This window comes from Mycobacterium sp. GA-2829 (assembly GCF_001499965.1).
Lineage (GTDB): Bacteria > Actinomycetota > Actinomycetes > Mycobacteriales > Mycobacteriaceae > Mycobacterium.
The window spans coordinates 51,331-74,625 of sequence record NZ_LQIT01000030.1; the positions used below are offsets into that span (position 1 = coordinate 51,331).

At 67.5% G+C, this 23,295-nt stretch carries 25 protein-coding genes; 7 read left to right on the forward strand and 18 right to left on the reverse strand.

Translation table 11 applies throughout. From position 1 onward, the window contains the following. Nucleotides 1–4 precede the first annotated feature (4 nt). The 6 genes from deoC to AU194_RS18500 form a co-directional block, all read right to left on the reverse strand. On the reverse strand, nucleotides 5–685 hold the full coding sequence (deoC, locus tag AU194_RS18475) for a deoxyribose-phosphate aldolase (protein ID WP_059090707.1): 681 nt from the start codon (nucleotides 683–685) through the stop codon (nucleotides 5–7). Next, nucleotides 685–1,098, reverse strand: coding sequence for a DUF2599 domain-containing protein (locus AU194_RS18480; RefSeq protein WP_059090708.1), 414 nt, complete (start codon nucleotides 1,096–1,098; stop codon nucleotides 685–687). Before AU194_RS18480 ends, deoC begins: the two co-directional genes overlap by 1 nt. Before the next feature lie 4 nt (nucleotides 1,099–1,102). Then, complete coding sequence (locus AU194_RS18485; RefSeq protein WP_059090709.1) at nucleotides 1,103–1,387, reverse strand: DUF2516 family protein; 285 nt, start codon at nucleotides 1,385–1,387, stop codon at nucleotides 1,103–1,105. 45 nt (nucleotides 1,388–1,432) lie between these two features. Beyond that, a complete protein-coding gene (locus tag AU194_RS18490; protein ID WP_059090710.1) occupies nucleotides 1,433–2,044 on the reverse strand; it encodes a hypothetical protein in 612 nt (203 codons plus the stop codon). Continuing rightward, nucleotides 2,037–2,516 (reverse strand): helix-turn-helix domain-containing protein, encoded by a 480-nt coding sequence (locus AU194_RS18495; protein ID WP_059090711.1) that lies wholly within the window; start codon nucleotides 2,514–2,516, stop codon nucleotides 2,037–2,039. Before AU194_RS18495 ends, AU194_RS18490 begins: the two co-directional genes overlap by 8 nt. A 94-nt stretch (nucleotides 2,517–2,610) precedes the next feature. Further along, entirely contained in the window at nucleotides 2,611–3,951 is a 1,341-nt protein-coding gene (locus AU194_RS18500) for a DUF445 domain-containing protein (RefSeq protein ID WP_157576194.1), read from the reverse strand. Nucleotides 3,952–4,040: 89 nt separating this feature from the next. Between AU194_RS18500 and AU194_RS18505 the strand changes: the two genes are divergently transcribed. Both AU194_RS18505 and AU194_RS18510 read left to right on the forward strand, forming a co-directional pair. Next, complete coding sequence (locus AU194_RS18505) at nucleotides 4,041–4,739, forward strand: TetR/AcrR family transcriptional regulator (RefSeq protein ID WP_059090712.1); 699 nt, start codon at nucleotides 4,041–4,043, stop codon at nucleotides 4,737–4,739. Continuing rightward, nucleotides 4,736–5,602 (forward strand): polyphosphate kinase 2 family protein, encoded by an 867-nt coding sequence (locus AU194_RS18510; RefSeq protein ID WP_059090713.1) that lies wholly within the window; start codon nucleotides 4,736–4,738, stop codon nucleotides 5,600–5,602. The genes AU194_RS18505 and AU194_RS18510 overlap by 4 nt, the downstream gene beginning before the upstream one ends. Before the next feature lie 53 nt (nucleotides 5,603–5,655). Here the strand turns inward: AU194_RS18510 and AU194_RS18515 are convergent, their stop codons facing one another. From AU194_RS18515 to AU194_RS18530, 4 genes are all read right to left on the reverse strand, one after another. Beyond that, on the reverse strand, nucleotides 5,656–6,519 hold the full coding sequence (locus AU194_RS18515; protein WP_157576197.1) for a hypothetical protein: 864 nt from the start codon (nucleotides 6,517–6,519) through the stop codon (nucleotides 5,656–5,658). 110 nt (nucleotides 6,520–6,629) lie between these two features. Continuing rightward, on the reverse strand, nucleotides 6,630–7,490 hold the full coding sequence (locus tag AU194_RS18520) for a 3-hydroxybutyryl-CoA dehydrogenase (RefSeq protein ID WP_082698706.1): 861 nt from the start codon (nucleotides 7,488–7,490) through the stop codon (nucleotides 6,630–6,632). An 82-nt stretch (nucleotides 7,491–7,572) separates the two neighbouring features. Beyond that, entirely contained in the window at nucleotides 7,573–8,859 is a 1,287-nt protein-coding gene (aceA, locus tag AU194_RS18525; protein ID WP_059090716.1) for an isocitrate lyase, read from the reverse strand. Nucleotides 8,860–9,125: 266 nt separating this feature from the next. Further along, a complete protein-coding gene (locus AU194_RS18530; RefSeq protein ID WP_197417665.1) occupies nucleotides 9,126–9,905 on the reverse strand; it encodes an acyl-[acyl-carrier-protein] thioesterase in 780 nt (259 codons plus the stop codon). A gap of 158 nt (nucleotides 9,906–10,063) precedes the next feature. Here AU194_RS18530 and ramB point away from each other — a divergent pair, with 158 nt between their 5' ends. Beyond that, entirely contained in the window at nucleotides 10,064–11,479 is a 1,416-nt protein-coding gene (gene ramB, locus AU194_RS18535) for an acetate metabolism transcriptional regulator RamB (RefSeq protein ID WP_059090718.1), read from the forward strand. Then, a complete protein-coding gene (locus AU194_RS18540) occupies nucleotides 11,476–12,012 on the forward strand; it encodes a carboxymuconolactone decarboxylase family protein (RefSeq protein WP_059090719.1) in 537 nt (178 codons plus the stop codon). Before ramB ends, AU194_RS18540 begins: the two co-directional genes overlap by 4 nt. Before the next feature lie 4 nt (nucleotides 12,013–12,016). On the opposite strand, the gene AU194_RS18545 is transcribed toward AU194_RS18540, so the two are convergent. The 8 genes from AU194_RS18545 to AU194_RS18580 are packed head-to-tail and all read right to left on the reverse strand — an operon-like array spanning nucleotide 12,017 to nucleotide 18,950. Next, on the reverse strand, nucleotides 12,017–12,286 hold the full coding sequence (locus tag AU194_RS18545; RefSeq protein WP_059090720.1) for a hypothetical protein: 270 nt from the start codon (nucleotides 12,284–12,286) through the stop codon (nucleotides 12,017–12,019). Further along, nucleotides 12,283–13,677, reverse strand: a complete 1,395-nt coding sequence (gene lpdA, locus AU194_RS18550; protein WP_059090721.1) for a dihydrolipoyl dehydrogenase — start codon at nucleotides 13,675–13,677, stop codon at nucleotides 12,283–12,285. Before lpdA ends, AU194_RS18545 begins: the two co-directional genes overlap by 4 nt. Nucleotides 13,678–13,708: 31 nt before the next feature. After that, a complete protein-coding gene (locus AU194_RS18555; RefSeq protein WP_059090722.1) occupies nucleotides 13,709–14,224 on the reverse strand; it encodes a hypothetical protein in 516 nt (171 codons plus the stop codon). Next, the gene (locus tag AU194_RS18560; RefSeq protein ID WP_059090723.1) at nucleotides 14,217–14,495 is read right to left on the reverse strand and encodes a putative holin; all 279 of its coding nucleotides are present in this window, start codon (nucleotides 14,493–14,495) and stop codon (nucleotides 14,217–14,219) included. The genes AU194_RS18555 and AU194_RS18560 overlap by 8 nt, the downstream gene beginning before the upstream one ends. 28 nt (nucleotides 14,496–14,523) lie before the next feature. Further along, nucleotides 14,524–15,021, reverse strand: coding sequence for a DUF779 domain-containing protein (locus AU194_RS18565; protein WP_197417666.1), 498 nt, complete (start codon nucleotides 15,019–15,021; stop codon nucleotides 14,524–14,526). Beyond that, nucleotides 15,018–16,541, reverse strand: a complete 1,524-nt coding sequence (gene adh / locus AU194_RS18570) for an aldehyde dehydrogenase (protein ID WP_059090725.1) — start codon at nucleotides 16,539–16,541, stop codon at nucleotides 15,018–15,020. Before adh ends, AU194_RS18565 begins: the two co-directional genes overlap by 4 nt. Next, nucleotides 16,538–17,854 carry a GAF domain-containing protein gene (locus AU194_RS18575; protein ID WP_059090726.1) on the reverse strand — a complete coding sequence of 439 codons (1,317 nt, stop codon included), beginning with the start codon at nucleotides 17,852–17,854 and terminating at the stop codon, nucleotides 16,538–16,540. Before AU194_RS18575 ends, adh begins: the two co-directional genes overlap by 4 nt. A 43-nt stretch (nucleotides 17,855–17,897) precedes the next feature. Next, nucleotides 17,898–18,950, reverse strand: coding sequence for a 2,3-butanediol dehydrogenase (locus tag AU194_RS18580; protein ID WP_059090727.1), 1,053 nt, complete (start codon nucleotides 18,948–18,950; stop codon nucleotides 17,898–17,900). Between the two features lie 117 nt (nucleotides 18,951–19,067). On the opposite strand from AU194_RS18580, the gene AU194_RS18585 reads away from it, so the two are divergent. The 3 genes from AU194_RS18585 to AU194_RS18595 form a co-directional block, all read left to right on the forward strand. Further along, the gene (locus AU194_RS18585) at nucleotides 19,068–20,894 is read left to right on the forward strand and encodes an NAD(P)/FAD-dependent oxidoreductase (protein ID WP_059090728.1); all 1,827 of its coding nucleotides are present in this window, start codon (nucleotides 19,068–19,070) and stop codon (nucleotides 20,892–20,894) included. Between the two features lie 14 nt (nucleotides 20,895–20,908). Further along, a complete protein-coding gene (locus tag AU194_RS18590; protein WP_059090729.1) occupies nucleotides 20,909–22,906 on the forward strand; it encodes a prolyl oligopeptidase family protein in 1,998 nt (665 codons plus the stop codon). A 107-nt stretch (nucleotides 22,907–23,013) separates the two neighbouring features. Beyond that, nucleotides 23,014–23,295: DUF222 domain-containing protein (locus tag AU194_RS18595; RefSeq protein WP_157576200.1), on the forward strand; the 282-nt coding region annotated here is incomplete at its 3' end.

Here is a 23,295-nt window from a genome sequence, read left to right on the forward strand (position 1 = left end):
GCCTCTAGCCCAGGCCGTCGAGCACGGCGCGGGTACCGGACAGGCCCAGCCGTCGGGCACCCGCGTCGAGCATCGCGACCGCGGCCTCGGCGGTGCGGATGCCGCCGCTGGCCTTGACCTCCAGCTGCGGCCCGACCGTCGCGACCATGATCTCGACGGCCTCGACCGCGGCGCCGCCGGACGGGTGGAACCCCGTCGACGTCTTGACGTACTCCGCGCCCGCCGTTTCGGCGGCCCGGCATGCGTCGGCCAGCACCGTGCGGCCGCCGTACTGGAGCAGCGCGGCGGATTCGAGGATGACCTTGAGCAGGGTGCGCTCGCCGATGGCAGCCCGGACCGTGGCGATGTCCTCGCGCACGGCGTCGAACCGGCCGTCGAGTGCGGCGCCGACGTCGATGACCATGTCGATCTCGTCGGCGCCGGCCGCGACGGCGAGCGCGGCTTCGTGCGCCTTGACGCCGGGCAGGTGCTTACCGGAGGGGAAGCCGGCGACGGCGGCGATCTTCACCGTGGACGTGCGGGCCCGGACGGCCGCGGGCACCAGCGACGGCGAGACGCAGGCCGCGTAGACGCCGAGTGCCTCGGCCTCTTCGATCAGCGCGGCGACGTCGGCCTCGGTGGCCTCGGGTTTGAGCAGCGTGTGGTCGACGAGGGCGGCGACGCTCTCGCGGGTCCACCGCGCCATCAGAACGGTTCCTCGGTCCCGCCGGGGTTGCAGCCGGTGGCCAGCATCTGTTCGACGGGCACCTCCGGGCGCCACGGCTCCAGGTTCCAGCTGGTCTTCCCGGGTTCGACGAACTCCGCGAACTGCCAGTGGCAGTCGAACTGTTCCCGCATTCCGGGGAGCGCGGCGTCGGGCGCGGCGGCCAGCACCTCGGTCCACGCCCGGTCGTTCTCGGCGACGGTGCCGGGCTGGGCGGCGGCGCGCCGGCCGGCGGCGGTCGGATAGACCCGCAGGCTGGACAGATCGCCCCACTTCGCCCAGTGGACGTGGTCGATGTAGGGCGCCGGGTCGGCGGGCTGAGCGGAGACGACCGGGGCGGACAACACGGGCAGCGCGAGGAGAGCCGCCGTCACGGCGGCGAGACGGTGACGCACCCGGCTACCGCGACTTTCCCTGGATCTCGAGGAGCTTGGGCCGCACGTCGACCAGATAGACACCGGCCGCGCAGGCGCACACCGCGGCGCCGAACGCGTCGCGGAACAGCAGCAGGATGAGCACACCGCCGCCGAGGATCGCCAGCCATACCGGCTTGGTGAGTTTCCCGGCCGCGGTGTAGGCGTCGGTGCGCTGGATCGCGGCGTGCACGAACGAGTACACGCCGACGATCAGAACGATCAGGACGAGACCCAGAATGATGACGCCCGCGAGGTCGGCAAGTATCACCTCACCAGCCTATGCGGGCGCCATCTCGGGGTCGAACTCGCCTGATTACTTCTGGGTGACCTTCTTGGCCGGAGCCTTCTTGGCCGGAGCCTTCTTCGCGGGGGCCTTCTTGGCCGGGGCCTTCTTGGCGGCCGCCTTGACCGGTTCGGCGGTCTCCTCGGTCTTCTTCGGCAGGTCCACGCCGACCAGCTTGGCGGCGCGCTCACCGACGGCGCGGGTCTGCGACGCCACGTTGCCCAGGGCGGTCTCGGTCAGTTCGACGGCCTGGTCGGTGTAGCTCTCGACGCGGTTGGCCGCATCGCTGAAGCCGGGCTGGCTGCGCAGGCGCTCGAGGGCGGCCTCGCCGCGCTCGACGAGCTTGGCGTAGGTGCTCTGGGCGGCCTCGGCGTAGCCCTCGGCGGCGCGACGCAGCTCTTCGGCGGTGAGGCGATCACGCAGCTCGGTCACCTGGGTGGGCAGGTCGTCCTGCAGCTTGCTGATGCGGGCGCGGCTCTCCTCGACGCGGCTGTTGGCGTCGGTGCGGGCCTCTTCGGCGCGTTCGCGCAGGCTCGCGACGATCTCGTTGACCGTGGCCAGCGCCAGGTCGGCCGCGCCCACGGCGGCGAGCAGCGGAGCCTTGAGGTCCTCGATCTCGAGCTGGGTGTTCTTGTCAGCCATGTTCAATGTCCTTTCCAAGTTCTGGGGATGTCTCTAGTGCGCGTTGGATCGCGTCGCCGGTGATCGATTCGTCAGTCGTCGGCTCCTCGTCTGCTTCGCTTCCGGCCGCCTCGTTCTGCTGACAGAACGAGGTGTAGATGTCGAGCAGCACCTGCTTCTGCCGCTCGGTGATCGCCGTGTCGTTGACGATGGCGTCGCGGACCTGTCCGGCTTCGCTGGGTTCGAGGATCCCGGCGCGGACGTAGAGCACTTCGGCCGAGACCCGCAACGCCTTGGCGATCTGGTTGAGCACGTCGGCCGACGGTTTCCGCAATCCCCGCTCGATCTGGCTGAGGTAGGGATTGCTGACGCCGGCCTTCTCGGCCAACTGCCGCACGGACACCTGCGCGGCCTCACGCTGACTCCGGATGAAACTCCCGATGTCCTGCGCGGCGTTGGTCACCACAGCGGCGAGATTCTCATCCTGCGACATGGGTGACCACCCCCTCGAAACGCGGGTATCCGAACAACGACACCATCAACCGTAACCGCGGGTGCTAACTATTGCAAGCACTAGCTAGCGCAGGTCAGAACAGTAGCTGAGCTATCGAATAGATGACGAGGCCCGCCAGCGAGCCCACGACGGTGCCGTTGATCCGAATGAACTGCAGGTCGCGGCCGACGTGCAGTTCGATGCGCCTGCTGGCCTCGTCGGCGTCCCAGCGCTCGATGGTGTCGGTGACGATCGTGGTGATCTCGGCGCCGTATTCGCCGACGATGTGCTGGGCGCCCCGGATGATCCAGTTGTCGACCTTGTCGCGTAGTTCGGCGTCGTCGCGCAAACTCTCCCCGATCCGGACCACGGAATCGGCGATGCGGGTCCGCAACGTCGACGACGGATCGTCGACCGATTCGAGGATGATGCGCTTGGCCGCACCCCACGCCGTCTCCGCGGCCCGCGCGACCTCGTCGCGGGACATGATCTGTTCCTTGACCTTCTCCGCGCGCCGGATCGTGGCCTCGTCGTTCTGCAGGTCGTCGGCGAATTCGAACAGGAACTTGGTGGCCGAGCGGCGCAGTTCGTGATCGGGGTTGCGGCGCACCTTGTCGGTGAAGTCCATCAGCTCGCGGTGGATGCGGTCGCCCACCAGATGGTCGACCCAGCGCGGCGACCACTGGGGCGAATCGCGTTCGATGACCCGCTCGATGACCTCCCCCGCGTTCAGCGACCATTCGAAGGCCCGGTCGGCGAGCAGCTGGATCAGCGCTTCCTGGCGGCCGGCCTGCAGCATTTCCGACAGCACCCGCCCCACCGGCGGACCCCACTGCGGTTCGGCGATGCGTTTGACGATCATCCGGTCGAGCAGGTCCTGGATGTCCTCGTCGCGCAGCATCTCCACCAGCACCCGAAGCACGTTGGAGGTCTCCGAGGCCACCCGTTCGGCGTGCGAGCGGTCGGCGAGCCACTTGCCCAGCCGGCCCGCCACCTCGGCGTCGCGCAGTTTGGTCTCGACGTTCTCCGGGGACAGGAAGTTCTCCCGAATGAACTGGCCCAGACCCTCGCCGAGCTGGTCCTTCTTGCGTTTGATGATCGCGGTGTGCGGGATCGGGACGCCCAACGGATGCTTGAACAGCGCGGTGACGGCGAACCAGTCGGCGAGCGCGCCGACCATGCCCGCCTCGGCCGCGGCACGGACGTAGCCGACCCAGCCGGGGGCGTCGCCGCCTGCCTGCGCCCAGGTGCACAGCAGGAAGATCACCGTGGCGCCGAGCAGGAAACCCAGCGCGACGCTCTTCATCCGCCGCAGGGCGCGGCGGCGTTCGGCGTCGGCTGCGGAGTCCGCGCCCACGATCGCCTCGGCGAAGCTGGGCCGCGGCGATCGCGCCTCGGCGTCTGCCCTGTGTGCCACGAATCCATCATGGTCCATGCCCCGCTATGTACCCCGTCCTGCGCGCGCCGATCGCCGGGGTCGGGCCGTAGTATCGAGACGGACTAGTGAACGGGACAACGGGGATAGTGGCACAACAGACCCCGCCTTTGGCGGTCAAGACCGATGGTCGGAAGCGACGCTGGCACCAGCACAAGGTCGAGCGGCGCAACGAGTTGGTCGACGGCACCCTCGAAGCGATTCGGCGCCGCGGCAGTAACGTCAGCATGGATGAGATCGCGGCGGAGATCGGCGTCTCCAAGACCGTGCTCTACCGCTACTTCGTCGACAAGAACGACCTCACCACCGCGGTGATGATGCGGTTCGCGCAGACCACACTCATCCCGAACATGGCCGCCGCGCTGATGTCGAACCTCGACGGCTACGACCTCACCCGCGAGATCATCAAGGTCTACGTCGAGACCGTGGCCAACGAACCCGAGCCGTACCGCTTCGTGATGGCCAACAACTCGGCCAGTAAGAGCAAGGCGGTCGCGGACTCCGAACGGATCATCGCCCGCATGCTCGCGGTGATGCTGCGCCGCCGCATGGCCGGGGCCGGGATGGACACCGGCGGCGTCGAACCGTGGGCGTATCACATCGTCGGCGGCGTGCAGCTGGCCACGCACTCGTGGATGTCGCATCCGCGGATGAGCGCCGACGAGCTGATCGACTACCTGACGATGCTGTCGTGGAGCGCGCTGTGCGGGATCGTCGAGGTGGGCGGATCGCTGGAAGCCTTTCGCAGTCAATCGCATCCGTCACCGACGCTGCCGCCGGGTCGATGAGCGACGACGACGACGTGCCCGGCCCCTGGTCGCACGAACCGCACGAGTTGCTGCGCTTCCGGCCGGGAATGAAGGTGGGAGAGATCGACACCGACGAGGCCCCGGGTTTCCACGGCGACAAGGCCGTCGCCAAGGCGCTGCGGTGGGAACGCAACCTCCGCTTCGCCGAACTGCAGGAGATGCTGTACGCGCGCAGCCGCGCCGGCGACACCCGATCGGTGCTGCTGGTGTTGCAGGGCATGGACACCGCGGGTAAGGGCGGCATCGTCAAACACGTTGTCGGAGCGGGCAATCCGCAGGGTATCCGCTATCACAGCTTCGGTAAGCCGACCGAGGAGGAGTTGGCCCACGACTACCTGTGGCGGATCCGCAAGGCACTGCCCCCTGCCGGTCACATCGGGGTGTTCGACCGGTCGCACTACGAGGACGTGTTGATCGTGCGGGTGCACGACCTGGTGCCGCCGGAGGTGTGGGGTGCGCGCTACGACGAGATCAACGCCTTCGAACGTGAACTCGTCGACAGCGGCGTCACGCTGGTGAAGGTCGCGATGTTCGTCTCGCTGCACGAGCAGAAGAAGCGCCTGGCCGAACGGCTCGAGCGGCCGGACAAGTACTGGAAGTACAACCCCGCCGACATCGACGAGCGGCTGCTGTGGCCCAAGTACGAAGAGGCCTACCAGGCCGTGCTCGACCGCACCTCGACGGATTATGCTCCTTGGCACATCATTCCGTGCGACCGGAAGTGGTACGCCCGACTGGCGATCACCGAGCTGCTCATCGAGGCGTTGAAGAACCTCAACATGTCCTGGCCGCCACCGGATTTCGACGTCGAAGCAGAGAAGAAGCGGCTCGCCGAGGCCTAATTCGCGCCGGTGCGCCGAGACTACGGAAGATGACGCAAATCACGCGAAATCCGTCATCTTCCGTAGTCTCGCGAGGCGTCGAGGGCTCTGCGCACCCGCGCGACGATCGCGGTACGTTCCCATCGCAGCTGACATGAGCTGACCCGGACGATCGTCCACCCGCGAGCGGCGAGGAATTCGAGGCGTTCGATGTCCTCGGCGTAGTCGTCCGGGTTGGCGAAGTGTTGCTCACCGTCGTACTCGACCCCGACCATCCATTGCGGCCAGCCCATGTCGATGCGCCGGACCACTCGTCCGAATTCGTTGCACACCGGGATCTGCGTGCTCGGTCTCGGCAGCCCGGACAGGACGAGGAGTAGCCGCAGGCGCGTCTCCTGCGGCGATTCAGCGCCACCGTCGACGAGGTCGAGCGCGGCTCGGAGGCCACGGATGCCCCGGGCGCCCGCGTACCGCGACGCGATGGCCTCGACCGCCTCTGTTGAAATTCGCGTCGCATTGAGCACGGCGTCCAGCCGGACGACGGCGGGTTCCAGAAGCCGGATCCGGCGACCGATGTCATAGGCCGTGCGAGCCGGTGTCGTGCAACGGATTTCACCGACGCTGCATACCTCGTCGTCGGCGATCGTTCCGCTGCGAACGATAATGCCGGGCGGTGAGGGGTATCGCACCCGGCCGATTTCGGCGGGCTCGTCGGCGGACAACCACTTCGTCCCGAGCAGGGCGGCCGCCGAACTGCCCACCAGGACGCCCTCGCGATTCGACCACAGCCACGCCGCCTTCGCGCGGTCAAGGGCTGTCAGTTCGACGCCACGCCGGGCGTAGACATTGCGATGCAGCTTCACGTATCGACGCCGCAGGTCGTTGCGCGTGACCGACCCCGTCGCCAGCGCCTCGGACCCGACTATCAATGTGCCCACACCTATTAGGCGCGGGCGAGGCCCGTTCGGTTCCGTACAAGCGCGCCGAAACTACGGAAGTTGACGGAAATCCCGCGAAAACCGTCAACAACCGTAGTCTCGGCGAACCCCTAGTAGGAGTAAAAGCCCTGGCCGGACTTCTTGCCCAGCTGACCCGCCTCCACCATGCGCAGCAGCAGCGGCGGCGGCGCGTAGTGCGCGTCCTTGAGCTCGTCGAACATCGCGTCGGCGATCAGCTTCATCGTGTCCAGCCCGATCAGGTCGGACAGCCGCAGCGGCCCCATCGGATGCGACAGCCCGGCGACGACGGCCTTGTCGACGTCCTCGACCGTGGCGAACCCCGCCTCGACCATCCGGATCGCCGAGAGCAGGTACGGCACCAGCAGCGCGTTGACCACGAACCCCGAGCGGTCGCTGCAGCGCACCACCTGCTTACCGAGCACGTCGCTGGCGAACGCCTCGGTCCGCGCGATCGCGGCGTCGGTGGTCGTCAGCGTGCTGACCAGCTCCACCAACGGCAGCACCGGCACCGGATTGAAGAAGTGCAGCCCGAGCACGCGACCCGAATTCTCCGTCGCCGCAGCCAGTTTCATGATCGGGATGCTCGAGGTGTTCGACGCCAGCACGGCGTCGGGGTCGGTGACGACCTTGTCGAGTTCGGCGAACACCTTCGCCTTGATCGCCACATCCTCGATGATCGCCTCGATGACCAGCTGCCGGTCGGCGAAATCCGATAGCGAGGTGGTGAAGCTGAGCTTTCCCAGCGCCGCCGACTTCTCCCGCTCGGTCACCTTGCCCGCACTGACACCGCGTTCGAGCGATTTGGTGATCCGCCCTCGGCCGGCGTTGACCAGCGCATCGGTGGTCTCGAAGACCAGGACGTCGACGCCCGCGCGGGCGGACACCTCGGCGATGCCCGCGCCCATCTGCCCGGCGCCGATGACGCCTACTCGTTCGATGGAATTGCTCACTGCTACTTCCTAACAGACGACGAGCGCACGGTTGCCGACACGTCGGAACGTGCGACAACCGTGCGCTCGGCAATTGTGACTCTTAGTGGAACTGACCTTCTTCGGTGGAACCGGTCAGCGCGGTGGTCGAGCTGGTCGGGTCCACGGTGGTGGCGATCCGGTCGAAGTAGCCGGCGCCGACCTCGCGCTGGTGCTTCGTCGCGGTGTAGCCCCGCTCCTCGGCGGCGAACTCGCGCTCCTGCAGTTCGACGTAGGCGGTCATCTGGTTGCGGGCGTACCCGTAGGCCAGATCGAACATCGAGTAGTTCAGGGCGTGGAAGCCGGCCAGCGTGATGAACTGGAACTTGAAGCCCATCGCGCCGAGTTCCTTCTGGAACTTCGCGATCGTGGCGTCGTCGAGGTGCTTCTTCCAGTTGAACGACGGCGAGCAGTTGTAGGCCAGCATCTGGTCCGGGAACTCGGCCTGCACGCCTTCGGCGAACTTGCGGGCGAGTTCGAGATCCGGGGTGCCGGTCTCCATCCAGATCAGATCCGAGTACGGCGCGTAGGCCTTGGCGCGGGCGATGCACGGCTCGATGCCGTTCTTGACCCGGTAGAAGCCTTCCTTGGTGCGCTCACCGGTGATGAAGGGCTGGTCGCGCTCGTCGACGTCGGAGGTGATCAGCGTGGCGGCCTCGGCGTCGGTGCGGGCGATGACGACGGTCGGCACGTCGGCGACGTCGGCCGCGAGACGGGCCGAGGTCAGGGTGCGGATGTGCTGCTGAGTCGGGATCAGCACCTTGCCACCGAGGTGGCCGCACTTCTTCTCCGAGGCCAGCTGGTCCTCCCAGTGCGAGCCCGCGACACCGGCGGCGATCATCGCCTTCTGCAGCTCGTAAACGTTGAGCGCACCACCGAAGCCGGCCTCGCCGTCGGCGACGATCGGCACGAGCCAGTTCTCGACGGAGGTGTCGCCCTCGACCTTGGCGATCTCGTCGGCGCGCAGCAGCGCGTTGTTGATGCGGCGCACGACCTGCGGCACCGAGTTGGCCGGGTAGAGGCTCTGGTCGGGGTAGGTGTGGCCGGACAGGTTCGCGTCACCGGCGACCTGCCACCCCGAGAGATAGATGGCCTTGAGGCCGGCGCGCACCTGCTGGACGGCCATGTTGCCGGTCAGCGCACCGAGCGCGTTGACGAACTCCATGTCGTGCAGCTGGTTCCACAGCACCTCGGCGCCGCGGCGGGCCAGCGTGGCCTCCTCGACGACGGTGCCCTGCAGCGCGACGACGTCTGCGGCGGAGTACTCGCGGGTGATGCCCTTCCAGCGGGGGTTGGTGTCCCAGTCCTTCTGGATCTCTTCGGGTGACTTCGGCTTGCCAACGGTCGACATCAGGCGGCTCCTTCGGTTCCTTACATCGCTGGAGTGGTGCCGGAGTTCCCGGCTTGTTAACACCCACGCGACTTCACTGCTGTGCTGTAGCGAGGATGCCCTACGGCATAACCGCAGGTCCACCCGTTTCAATCGCCAACTTTTGCCAAGCGGCGTGAGGAATTTGCAAAGGTTGCGAAGGCCGGAGCGCCTTGACCGGTTCAGTAGCTACTGGCCGGTAACGTATTTCCGCTGGTCAGTACGCTTGTACTGTTAAACCGGGAACGTCAGAGACTGAACAGGCATGCGACGGCTTTTGTCTCGTCGCCGACGGCATATGTGAGCGTTGTAACACTCCGGTCGGTGAGATCTTCGCCGAACTTGTCGGTCGAACCGGCCGGATGCTCGTGCGAGAGGATCTCCAGCTTGTCGCCGAGCGCGACGGGGAGATCGTGTTCGATCGTCACCCGCAGCGGCTTCTGCAGCAACTCGGGATGGTTGTAGAGGTAGTCCTCGACCACCGACCAGTACACGGAGTTGTTCATATGGTCGAAGATGTCGATGTCGCTGACCCGCACCGGATACTCGCGGATCTCGTGGGCGTCCTCGCGGAGCCCCGCGGTCAGGTACGGCTTCCACCGCAACCGGTTGACGTCGGTGGTGCGCCGCAACCCGGCGATGAAGTCGTCGGCGATGCGCGCCGGGCCCTGGGTCTCGCGGTTGATGTTGATCCAGAACGCCTCGGACTCCATCAACCCGCGGCCGCGCTTCCCTTCTATGCGTACCCGCATCTCACACCACCGGTTCGACGTGCCCGAACACCAGCGCCGCAGCCGCAGCATGTCCTGGAACTCGATCGGCCGGATCAGGTCGATCATCGTGCGGCGCACGATCCACAGCGGGTGGGTCTTCTCGTAGCCGAGCTCGCGCAGGTGGTCGGAACCGATGTCCTGGATGTGCCGGGTGGCGGCGTCGAACTTCAGACGTCCGGTGCGGTCGACGTCCGCGACGCGCAGCGGCCAGCCGGTGTCGAAGACGTCGGGGTGCGGGTCGGGCACCGGCATCATCGTCTTGTTGAGCCCGGTTCCCGTGGTCGTGCCGCTCACTGTCGTCCTCTCCTACTGATCACCCGGCGCGTACATGCCAGGCGACCCGATACTGCCACAGCCCCCGTCTTGGCAAGACTGCGAAGGCGCCTGTTCGCAGCGTTGTTAGGCTGGTTGACGTGCCCAAAACGTTCGTGGGATCGCGGGTGCGCCAACTGCGCAACGAGCGCGGCTACAGCCAGGCCGCGCTGGCGCAGATGCTCGGCATCTCACCCAGTTACCTCAACCAGATCGAACACGACGTCCGCCCGCTGACGGTCGCGGTGCTGCTGCGCATCACCGAGGTGTTCGGGGTCGACGCCACCTTTTTCGCCTCCCAGGACGACACCCGACTGGTCGCCGAACTGCGCGAGGTGGCGATGGACCGCGACTTGGGCGTCGACGTCGACGTCTCCGAGATCGCCGACATGGTGATGGCGCATCCGACCCTGGCCCGGGCCATGGTCAACCTGCATCGGCGCTACCGGCTGACGACGACCCAGCTCGCCGCGGCGACCGAGGACCGCTACAGCGACGGTAGCGGCTCGGGGTCGATCACGATGCCCCACGAAGAGGTCCGCGATTACTTCTACCAACGGCAGAACTACCTGCACGAACTCGACACCGCCGCCGAGGACCTCACCGTCCGGATGCGCATGCACCGCGGCGACCTGGCCGGCGAGCTGTCCAACCGGCTCGCGACGGTGCACGGTGTGCACATCGTCCGGCGCATCGACCTCGGCGAGACCGTGCTGCACCGCTTCGACCCCGCCACCAAGACCCTCGAGATGGGCACCCACCTGTCGACCGGTCAGCAGGTGTTCAAGATGGCCGCCGAACTGGCCTACCTCGAGTTCGGCGACCTGATCGACAAGATGGTCGACGAGGGCATGTTCACCAGCGACGAGTCCCGCACCTTGGCGCGGCTGGGGCTCGCCAACTACTTCGCCGCCGCGACGGTGCTGCCCTACCGGCAGTTCCACGACGTCGCGGAGAACTTCCGCTACGACGTCGAACGGCTCTCGGCGTTCTACTCCGTCAGCTACGAGACCATCGGTCATCGGCTCTCCACGCTGCAGCGGCCGTCGATGCGCGGGGTGCCGTTCTCGTTCATCCGCGTCGACCGGGCGGGCAACATGTCGAAACGCCAGTCCGCCACGGGTTTTCACTTCTCCTCCAGCGGCGGCACCTGCCCGCTGTGGAACGTCTACGAGACGTTCGCGAACCCGGGCAAGATCCAGGTGCAGATCGCCCAGATGCCCGACGGCCGCAACTACATGTGGGTGGCACGGACCGTCGAGCGCCGTGCGTCGCGCTATGGTCAGCCGGGTAAGACGTTCGCGATCGGCCTGGGATGCGAACTGCGCCATGCGCATCGGCTGGTCTACTCCGAGGGATTGGATCTTTCTGGTGAGAATGCGACACCCATCGGGGCCGGTTGCCGGGTCTGCGAGCGGGACAACTGTCCGCAGCGGGCGTTCCCCGCACTCGGCCGCGCCCTCGACCTCGACGAGCACCGGTCCACGGTCTCGCCGTACCTGGTGAAACAGCCATGACTCGCATCCCGCCCGGCGGCTTCCGGGAACTCGGTCCGGTCAACTGGGTGATCGCCAAGGCCGGCGCCCGCGTCATCCGTGCCCCGCGGTTCACCCTGTTCAACGTGCTCGGTCAGCACCACCTGCTGTTCCTGGCGTTCCTGCCCTACAGCGGGGTGCTGCTCGGCCGGTTGGGCAAACTGTCGCGGCAGGACGCCGAACTGGTGATCCTGCGGGTGGCCCACCTGCGCGAATCCGAATACGAACTGCAGCAGCACCGCCGCCTGGCGCGCAGCCGCGGGGTCGACGCCGGCCTGCAGGCCCGTATCTTCGAGGGTCCGGACGCCGAGGGCCTCACCGACCGGCAGCGGGTGCTCATCACCGCCACCGACGAGTTCGTCGTCACCCGCGGAGTGTCACCGCAGACGTGGGCGACCCTGTCGCGGCACCTCACCAAGAAGCAGCTGATCGAATTCTGTTTACTCGCAGCGCAATACGACGGTCTGGCGGCGACGATCGCCACGCTGCAGGTGCCGCTGGACTTCCCGGACTAAGAGACTAGAGATACGTCACGCCCAGCACGACGATCGAGAGCAGCACCGGCGCGGCGGGCAGTCCCCACAGGAACGCCGACCACACGTAGTCCTTGGCCGCAAACCGGCGCCACCCGAAATACCCGAGTGCGGCGCCGGCCAGGAACGACACCACCGCCACCACCAGGACCCAGGTGCTGACGTCGGTGGAGCCGGTGGCCAGCGAGATCGCGACCAGCCACAGGATGTGACCCGCTACGATCCCGCCGACCCCGGCGACGATCTCGTTTCTCAAAAGTTGATCATGTGGCCGGCGAGACCGTGGAAGGCCTCCTGCAGCGCCTCCGACAGGGTCGGGTGAGTGTGCACGTTGCGGGCCAGCTCGTTGGCGGTGAGGTCCCACTTCTGCGCCAGGGTCAGCTCGGGCAGCAACTCGGAGACGTCGTGACCGATCAGGTGCCCGCCGATCAGCTCGCCGTACTTGGCGTCGGCGATCAGCTTCACGAACCCGGCCGGGGCGCCCATACCGTGCGCCTTACCGTTCGCGGTGAACGGGAACTTCGCGACCTTGACGTCGTAGCCCTCTTCGCGGGCCTGCTCCTCGGTGAGCCCGAAGGAGGCGACCTGCGGCTGACAGAACGTCGCGCGCGGCATCATCCGGTAGTCGCCCAGCGGCAGCGTCTCCGCACCGGCGATGGTCTCGGCGGCCACCACGCCCATCGCCTCGGCGACGTGGGCGAGCTGCAGCTTGCCGGTGACGTCGCCGATCGCGTAGATGTGCGGTTTGTTGGTCCGCATGTAGTCGTCGATCGCGATGCCCTTGCGGTCGCTCAATTCGACGCCGGCCTTGTCCAGCCCGTAGCCCTCGACATTCGGCGCGAAACCGATGGCCTGCAACACCTTGTCCGGCTTGAGTTCCTGGGACTTGCCGTCCTTGCTGACGGTGACGGTGACCTGCTTGCCATCGTCCTCGATGGACTCGACCTTGGTGCCGGTCATGATCTTGATGCCGAGCTTTTTGAACTGCTTCTCGATCTCCTTGGAGACCTCGGCGTCCTCGTTGGGCAGCGCCCGCGGCAGGAACTCCACGATCGTGACGTCGACGCCGTAGTTCTTCATCACGTAGCCGAACTCCATGCCGATCGCGCCGGCACCGGCGATCACGATCGAGCCGGGCAGTTCCCGCTCCATGATCTGCTCTTCGTAGGTGACGACGTTCTCCGACAGCGACGTGTTGGGCACCAGTTTGGTGCTGGCGCCGGTGGAGATGATCGCGTTGTCGAAGGTGACCGTCTCGGTGTCCCCCTCGTTGAGATCGACCTCGATCGTGTGGTCGTCGGTGAACTTCCCGTATCCGTGGATCTCGGTGATCTTGTTCTTCTTCATCAGGAAGTGCACGCCGGCGACGCGGCCCTCGGCCACCTTGCGACTGCGGTCGAAGGCGGCGCCATAGTCGAACGTCGCCTCCCCGCTGATGCCGAAGGTCTTGGCCTCCTTGGTGAAGATGTGTGCCAGTTCGGCGTTGCGCAGCAGCGCTTTCGACGGGATGCACCCCACGTTGAGGCACACGCCGCCCCAGTACTTGGGTTCGATGATGGCGGTGTTCAGCCCGAGTTGGGCAGCGCGAATAGCCGCGACGTATCCGCCTGGGCCGGCTCCGAGAACGACGACGTCATAGTGGGTCACCCTGACCACACTAATGGTCCCCGTCGCTATGTCAGCGTGCGATCCAACCGAACACGTAGCCGCCGTACAGCGCGGCCGCACCCGCCACCGACGCCAGCGGCGCCGACATCAGCGCGATGGCCAGTGCGGAGACGATCGGTTTGCGCGCCACCATCGCCACGACCAGGCCGGCCAGGGTGCACCCGAGCAGGTAGAGCAGCACGCTGTACACCGGCCACATCTTCGCGGGGTCGACGTCGCCGACCCACCAGTAGTAGAGGCCCGCGCCGACCGCGGCGGCCACCACCCAGACCGCGGCGAGCACGAGCGCGAACACCCACCGCTTGAGGAACTGGTAGGAGCCGGGCAGGACGACCGGCGCCGGCGGGGGCCCCGGGACCGGTTCGGGTTCGGGTTCGGGTCCGAAGTCGAATGCGTCGTAGGCGATCGGATCCGGTTCACGGTCGAGGGTCAGCGTGGGTTCCGGTGGGCTGAACGCGCCGGTGTCGAAGGTCGGCAGGTACGGCGAGGTGTGTTCGCCGGTCGAATCCTTCTTGTCCTCAGCCACCGTTGACCACCTCGATCAGGGCCAGTGCGCCCAGCCAGCCCGGCCCGATCGCCAACACGAACGCGCCGAGCGTGGTGACCCACCGGCTGCGGGACAGCAGGATCGTCGCGACCCCGATCACGCCGGGCACACCGACCACCAGCCCGATGACCAGGTCGGGGCGGACGGTCGCGGTGATCAGCAGCGTCGAGGTGACGGCGGCGACCAGACCGACCGCGGCGCCGACCAGCATCGCACTGGAGAGCAGCCAGGCGCGGGGCAGCGGAATCACGTAACGACGATAACGCCGCCGGGCGCACTCACCCCTGCACGCGCGCGGCGCGCCCAGGTATCGGACATGCATCAATTGCTTCGGCGACGACGGGCGCGCGCTGCGCCGGCCGGTCCCCCGCGGCGTAGCGAGCGCCGGTCAGCGGCGGATCCTGCTCGAGGTCGGCATTCTCCGCATCGGTGAACGCGCGACCCCGCGACAGGAAACGCAGCCCCTCGGGTGCTTCGAGGCTGAAGCCCCCGCCGCGCCCGGGCACCACGTCGATCACCAGCTGGGTGTGCTTCCAGGTGTCGAACTGGGGTCCGGAAATCCACACCGGCACGCCGTCGGGCCCCACGTCGAGGACCGCGAGCAGGATGTCGCGGTCCCCGACGATGAAGTCACCGTCGGGGTAGCACATCGGCGACGACCCGTCACAGCAGCCGCCGGACTGGTGGAACATCAGCGCGCCGTGGCGGCCCTGCAGTTTCGTCAGCAGGTCCGCCGCGGCACGGGTGACCAGCGCCCGGGGCGGCACCTCGCTCAGAAGAACCCCTGCGCCTTGTTGCTGTAGCTCACCAGCAGGTTCTTGGTCTGCTGGTAGTGGTCGAGCATCATCTTGTGGGTCTCGCGGCCGATGCCGGACTGCTTGTAACCGCCGAATGCCGCGTGCGCGGGATACATGTGGTAGCAGTTCGTCCAGACCCGGCCGGCCTTGATGTCGCGACCCGCGCGGTAGGCGGTGTTGCCGTCGCGGCTCCACACCCCGGCGCCGAGGCCGTAGAGGGTGTCGTTGGCCTGGCTGATCGCGTCGTCGTAGTCGGTGAACTTGCCGACCGCGACGACCGGTCCGAAGATCTCCTCCTGGAAGATCCGCATCTTGTTGTGGCCCTCGAAGATCGTCGGCTGGACGTAGAAGCCGCCGTTGAGGTCGCCGCCGAGGTCGGCGCGCTCGCCGCCGGTGACGACGCGGGCGCCTTCGTCCTTGCCGATCTCGATGTAGGACAACACCTTCTCGAGCTGATCGTTGGAGGCCTGGGAGCCGATCATGGTCTCAGTGTCGAGCGGATCGCCCTGGCGCACGGCCTTGGTGCGGATCGCGGCCAGCTCCAGGAACTCGTCGTAGATGTCGGCCTGAATCAGGCTGCGCGACGGGCACGTGCACACCTCACCCTGGTTGAGCGCGAACATCGTGAAGCCCTCGAGCGCCTTGTCCTGGAAGTCGTCGCCGGCGGCCATCACGTCGTTGAAGAAGATGTTCGGGCTCTTGCCGCCGAGTTCGAGGGTGACCGGGATGAGGTTCTGGCTCGCGTACTGCATGATCAGGCGGCCGGTGGTGGTCTCCCCGGTGAACGCGATCTTGGCGATCCGGTTGCTCGAGGCCAGCGGTTTACCCGCCTCGACACCGAATCCGTTGACCACGTTGAGCACACCGGCGGGCAGTAGGTCACCGATGAGGCTGAGCAGGTACAGGATCGACGCCGGGGTCTGCTCAGCGGGTTTGAGGACGACGGCGTTCCCGGCGGCCAGCGCGGGTGCGAGCTTCCAGGTGGCCATCAGGATCGGGAAGTTCCACGGGATGATCTGGCCGACGACACCGAGCGGCTCGTGGAAGTGGTAGGCGACGGTGTCGTCGTCGACCTGGGACAGCGCCCCCTCCTGCGCGCGGATCGCACCGGCGAAGTAGCGGAAATGGTCGATGGCCAGCGGGATGTCGGCGTTGAGCGTTTCGCGGATCGGCTTGCCGTTGTCCCACGACTCGGCCAGCGCCAGCGCTTCGAGATTGGCCTCCATGCGGTCGGCGATCGCCAACAGCACTCCGGCCCGCTCGGCCGGTGAGGTCTTCCCCCACGCCGGGGCGGCGGCGTGACCGGCGTCGAGGGCCGCCTCGATATCGGCCTCGGTCGAGCGTGCGACCTCGCAGAACGCCTGTCCCGTAACGGGTGTCAGGTTCTCGAAGTACTCCCCACCGATCGGCGCCACCCACTCACCGCCGATGAAGTTGCCGTACCGCGACTCGTAGGCCATCAGTGCATCAGCGGCACCCGGACGGGCGTAGACAGTCATGCGTTTCCTCCTTGTGGGGGTTGGGGATTCGGGGGTTCGAGACGGGCGGCGTGTACCACCGGGGCGGTCGAGGTCGGCAGGAGCCGCATCATATCGCCGGGGTAGTGCACGTCGAATCGCACGGTGTGCGCGATGCGGTAGGGCTGCGCGGCGAGCAGACCGACGAACTGTTTACGCAGCCGCGACATCTCGGCCCGCACCGTGACGACCCGCGACGGATCACCGTACAGGTCGGCCGCGAGTTCCGGCGCCGACCGACCGGCGGTTCGAAGCGACAGTGCGAGAAGGATTTCCGCGTGCCGCAGGCTCAGGTCACGGCGCCATCCGCCGACGGGTCCGACCATCTGCAGCGCCGGCGCGTCGGGGTTGCGCAGGTCGAGTGCCACCTGGGTCCCGGCCGCCGACGCGTCGGGGTCGTCGGTCAGCCGGACCAGCCAACCGCCGGGCAGCGGGTCGACGTCGCAGAGTCCGAGGGCGGGTACCAGCAGCCGGCCGGGCGCGACCTCGCGGGGCAGCGCGATGCGGTGGTGCGGTGGCAGGGAGTCGACGGCGGCCACCCAGCCGTCGGGGTCGACCGCGAGGGCGGGGCTGCCGATCCGCGCGAGGATGGGTGCGGCGACCATGCGCAGCGAGTTCAGGGTGCGGTTGTGTTGTTCGCGCAGATGGGATTCCGCGAGCCGGGCGACGGCGTCGACGAGCGCGACCGTCGTCGGGTGCACGGTGGCGGCGGGGCCGGACACGTCGACCACGCCGATCACATGGCCGGTGCGCGGGTCCTTGATCGGGGCGCCCGCACACGTCCACGAGTGGTGGCTGCGCGCGAAATGCTCGGCGGAGAACACCTGGACGGCGCTGTTGGACATCAGCGCGGTGCCGATGGCGTTGGTGCCGACGGCGTTCTCACCCCAGTGCGCGCCCTCGACGAAGCCGAGCCGGTCGGCCGAGCCCAACACCGCACGCGACCCCGCCCGCCACAGCACCCGGCCGCGCGCGTCGGCGACCACGAGGATGTTGTCGCCCTCGACAATCAGCGATTCCAGGCCACGGGACAGGTCGTCGAGCACCGACATCAGCCCCGACGACTGCCGCAACTCCTCGAGCGTGGCGCCCTCGACCTCGGGTTCGGGCAGCGCGTCGGGTTCGATACCGCGCGCCATCAGCCGGTGCCAGGAGTCCTCGATGACTTTGCGGGGACGCGCGGGTGCGCGGCCGCCCGCCATGGTGGCGTCGTAGACCGCCGACATCAGGCGGGCGTAGCGGCGTGGGTCCTCCCCCGCTGCGATGGCGGGTTCGGGGACGGGCGGACGAGGCATCACGGTCGATTGTGCTCCTCGTCACAACGGCCCGGCAACGAGGTCACCGGTCGGCGGCCGGGTCGACGAGAACCTTCATCTTCTCGCCGGCGTGCAGTGCCTCGAATCCCTCGTCGACGACGTCGTCGATGGCGATGGCGCTGACCCAGCCGGTGGTGTCGTACGCGCCCTGGGCCATGAGCGCGATGACGGCGTCGAAGTCGGCCGCCGTGTAGCACAGCGACCCCTGGATGCGGGACTCGTTCATCACGAGGTTGAGCAGCGGCGTGGTCAGCGGTTTCTCGTAGATCGCGACGCTGACCATGGGCTTTCGCGCCCCGACGCACGACAGGGCGGTCTGCACCGCGGGCGCCACCCCCGCGGCGTCGAAGACGGCGTCGGCACCGCGTCCGCGCGTGTGGTCGGCGATGAAGCCGGGGACGTCGACGTCGGTGGGATCGAGGGTGCGCGCGCCGAGGGCCTCGATCGACGCCCGCCGGGTGGCCGACGGTTCGATGACGAAGACGTCCTCGATTCCCTTGCCGCGCAACGCGAACCAGAGTCCGATACCGATGGGCCCGGCGCCGGACACGACCGCGGTGTCCCCTTCCCGCACGTCCCCGAGCGTGGCGGCGTGGTAGGCCACCGACATCGGTTCGACCAGTGCGCCGAGCTCGAGGCTCACGTTGTCGGGCAGGCGGTGCAGCATCGAGGTCGGCACCACGGTGTACTCGGCCATACCGCCGTCGGACATCAACCCGTGGAACCCGATCTGTGCGCAGATGTTGTAGTTGCCCGCCTGACACGGCGCACAGTGTCCGCACGTGTAGAGCGGTTCCACGGCGACCCGGTCGCCTTCGCTCCAGCCGGAGACGCCTGCGCCCACCTCGGTGATGACACCGGAGAACTCGTGGCCCATGACCAGCGGCAGTTCCCGTCCGGTCAGCGGGTGCGGTTCGGTGGGGATGAAGATCGGGCCGGCGTAGTACTCGTGCAGGTCGGTGCCGCAGATCCCGTTGAACCCCACCTGCACCTTGACGGTGCCCGGACGCGGGGCGGGCTCGGGGACGTCGGCGATCTCGAGTTTGTTGGGTCCGTGATAGACGGCGGCTTTCATGGGCCAAGTTGTATGTGACCCCGACCACACGGCGAAAGGGTTGCATCGGGTTGCAGCGCACCGTGCAACGGCATGCAACCCTTGTGCGCCCGGCGGCGAAGGTGTGCCCTGAGTCACATGACACAGACCCTTCCAGATCATCGGAAACCGTCCACGGACCTGACGCCGCAGCAGCGCGTCGACGCCTGGCTCGCCGACTTCGAGGCCGCGCTGGCGGTTCGCGACATCGAACGGGTCGTCGCGAAGTTCGCGATCGACAGCTTCTGGCGCGATCTGGTGGCGTTCACCTGGAATCTCAAAACCGTCGAGGGCCGCGACGGGATCGCCGACATGCTCACCGCGCGGCTCGTCGAGGCCGATCCGGGACGCTTCCGCACCCGGGAGACCCCGACCGTCGACGGGGACGTCACCAGCGCGTTCATCGAGTTCGAGACGGCCGTGGGCCGCGGCGTCGGCCATCTGCGGTTGCGCGGGGACGAATGCTGGACGCTGCTGACCACGCTGCAGGAGATCAAGGGTCACGAGGAGCGCAAGGGTCCGTCGCGGGTCCTCGGCGCGGTGCACGGATCCGATCCGGACCCGCGGTCGTGGGCGGAGAAGCGCGCCGAGGAGGAGGCCGCGCTGGGCCGGACGGTGCAGCCGTACGCGCTGGTGATCGGTGGCGGGCAGGGCGGGATCGCGCTCGGCGCCCGGCTGCGTCAACTCGGGGTGCCCGCCATCGTCGTCGACCGCCACGAGCGGCCGGGCGACCAGTGGCGCAAACGCTACAAATCGCTGTGCCTGCATGATCCGGTCTGGTACGACCACCTGCCCTACCTGCCGTTCCCGCAGAACTGGCCGGTGTTCGCACCGAAGGACAAGATCGGCGACTGGCTCGAGTTCTACACCCGGGTCATGGAGGTGCCGTACTGGTCGAAGACGACGTGTCTGTCCGCGTCCTTCGACGAGCAGACCAAGACGTGGACCGTCGAGGTCGACCGCGACGGCGAACGCCTCACGCTGCACCCGACGCAGCTGATCCTGGCCACCGGGATGTCCGGAAAGCCCAACGTCCCGACGCTGCCCGGCCAGGACGTGTTCCGCGGCGAACAGCACCACAGCAGCGCCCACCCCGGACCGGACCGCTACGTCGGCAAGCGCGCGGTGGTGATCGGGTCGAACAACTCCGCCCACGACATCTGCAAGGCGCTCGTCGAGAACGGCGTCGACACCACGATGGTGCAGCGCTCGTCCACCCACATCGTGAAGTCGGATTCGCTGATGGATCTCGGGCTCGGCGATCTGTACTCCGAGCGGGCGCTCGCGGCGGGCATGACGACCGAGAAGGCCGATCTGACCTTCGCGTCGCTGCCGTACCGGATCATGCACGAGTTCCAGAAGCCGATCTACGACGCGATCCGCGAGCGGGACAAGGACTTCTACGAGCGCCTGGCCGCCGCCGCCTTCGAATTGGACTGGGGCGACGATGATTCCGGGCTGTTCATGAAGTACCTGCGCCGCGGGTCGGGCTACTACATCGACGTCGGCGCGTGTGATCTGGTGGCCGACGGGACGATCAAACTCGCCCACGGCGAGGTTTCGCACCTGACCGAGGATGCGGTGGTGCTGGCCGACGGCACGGAACTGCCCGCGGACGTGGTGGTCTACGCGACCGGCTACGGCTCGATGAACGGGTGGGCCGCCGATCTGATCGGGCAGGACGTCGCCGACAAGGTCGGCAAGGTGTGGGGCCTGGGGTCGTCGACGGCCAAGGACCCCGGACCGTGGGAGGGCGAGCAGCGCAACATGTGGAAGCCCACCCAGCAGGAGAACCTGTGGTTCCACGGCGGCAACCTACATCAGTCCCGGCACTACTCGCTGTATCTGGCGCTGCAGCTCAAGGCGCGCTACGAGGGCATCCCCACTCCGGTGTACGGGCTGCAGGAGGTGCACCACCTCAGCTGACGCGGTCACGCAGAATGGTGGGCGTGACTGACGACGCGTACCTGTGGCTCGAGGACATCACCGGCGACGACGCCCTGGACTGGGTGCAACGGCACAACGACCCGACCCTGGCCGATCTCGGCGGTGAGCGCTTCGAGCAGATGCGCACCGAGGCGCTCGAGGTCCTCGACACCGATGCCCGCATCGCCTACGTCCGCAGGCGCGGGGAGTACCTGTACAACTTCTGGCGCGATGCGGCCAACCCGCGCGGGTTGTGGCGGCGCACCACGCTGGAGAGCTACCGCACCGAGCAGCCGGAGTGGGAGGTGGTCATCGACGTCGACGCGTTGGCGCGCGCCGACGACGAGAACTGGGTGTGGGCGGGCGCCGACGTCCTCGAGCCCGACCACAGCCGCGCGCTGGTCAGCCTGTCGCGCGGCGGCGCGGACGCCGCGATCGTGCGCGAATTCGACATGGCAGCAATGGGATTCGTCGACGGTGGTTTCGAGCTGCCGGAGGCGAAGACGGCGATCTCCTGGGAGGACGCCGACACGGTGCTGGTCGGCACGGATTTCGGTGACGGTGCGCTGACCGACTCCGGGTATCCACGGCTGGTCAAGCGGTGGCGGCGCGGCACGCCGCTCGACGCGGCGGAGGTCGTGTACAGCGGTGAGGCGACCGACGTCATCGTCACCGCGGGAGTGGACCGGACCCCCGGTTTCGAGCGCACGCTCATCCGCCGCGCAGTGGACTTCTTCAACGACGAGGTCTACGAACTGCGCGACGGTGCGCTCGACCGCATCGACGCCCCGACCGACGCGACGGTGTCGGTGCACCGGGACTGGCTGCTGATCGAGTTGCGCAGCGACTGGCAGGAGTACCGGGCAGGATCGCTGCTCGCGGCTCGCTATGAGCACTACCGCACCGGCACAAAGGATTTGCAGGTGGTGTTCGAACCCGATGAGCACACGTGCCTGCACCACTACGCGTGGACCCGGGACCGGCTCGTCGTGGTCACCCTCGCCGACGTCGCGAGCCGGGTGGAGGTGTACACGCCTGGGGAGTGGACCGCCGAGCCCGTGCCCGGCCTGCCCGACAACACCAACACCGTTATCGTGGCCGCCGACGACCTCGGTGACGAGATCTTCCTGGACTCCAGCGGTTTCGACACCCCGTCGCGGCTGCTGCACGGTGCGGCGGGCGGTGAGCTGACCGAGATCAAGCGGGCGCCGTCGTTCTTCGACGCCGCCGACCTCAAGGTCGACCAGCATTTCGCCACCTCGGCCGACGGCACCAAGATCCCGTACTTCGTGGTCGCGCACCGGCACAGCCAGGCGCCCGGCCCGACCCTGCTCGGTGGGTACGGCGGGTTCGAGGTCGCCCGCACCCCGGGTTACGACGGTGTCCTGGGCCGGCTGTGGCTGTCGCGCGGCGGCACGTACGTGTTGGCGAACATCCGCGGTGGCGGCGAGTACGGCCCGACGTGGCACACCCAGGCAATGCGCGAGGGCCGGCATCTCGTCGGCGAGGACTTCGCCGCTGTCGCAGCCGATCTGGTCGAACGCGGCATCACGACCGTCGAGCAGCTCGGCGCGCAGGGCGGCAGCAACGGCGGGCTGCTGATGGGCATCATGCTCACGCAGTACCCGGAGATGTTCGGGGCGCTGGTGTGCAGTGTGCCGTTGCTCGACATGCGGCGGTTCCACCTGCTGCTGGCGGGTGCGTCGTGGGTGGCCGAGTACGGTAACCCCGACGATCCCGGCGACTGGGAATTCATCTCGAAATACTCGCCTTACCAGAACATCTCGACCGAGAAGAAGTATCCGCCGGTGCTGATCACCACGTCGACCCGGGATGACCGGGTGCACCCCGGGCATGCGCGCAAGATGACCGCGGCACTCGAGGATGCCGGTCAGCCGGTGCAGTATTACGAGAACATCGAGGGTGGGCACGGTGGCGCGGCGGACAATTCGCAGGCGGCGTTCCGTGCGGCTCTGATCTACGAGTTCCTGTGGCGAAAGTTGTCCAGCTGAGATAGGCGCTCATGTACGGATGTATGGCGTTCGACAAATCTCGGATTTTCAACGGCGCCTGTGGATAACCGCAGAAGTTGTCAGGGGGTCGGGGTAGGTTCGACAGTATGTTCGATACGGTGTTCGCGGGGCTCGACGAGGCCGCGTTGCTCGCTGAGGTCGAACAGGCTGCCCGGGAGGAGATCCAGGCTGGGGCGCGCAAGTTGGCGGCGATCGCCGAGTTGACCCGTACGAGCGTGACGTTCGACGAGAAGTGCGATGACTGGGTGTATGACTCGTGGGCGGCGACGGCCTCGGAGGTTGGGGCGAAGCTGACCATCAGCCAGAAACGCGCATCGGGTCAGATGCGGATCGCGATCGCGTTGCGCGACCGGCTACCCCGGGTGGGG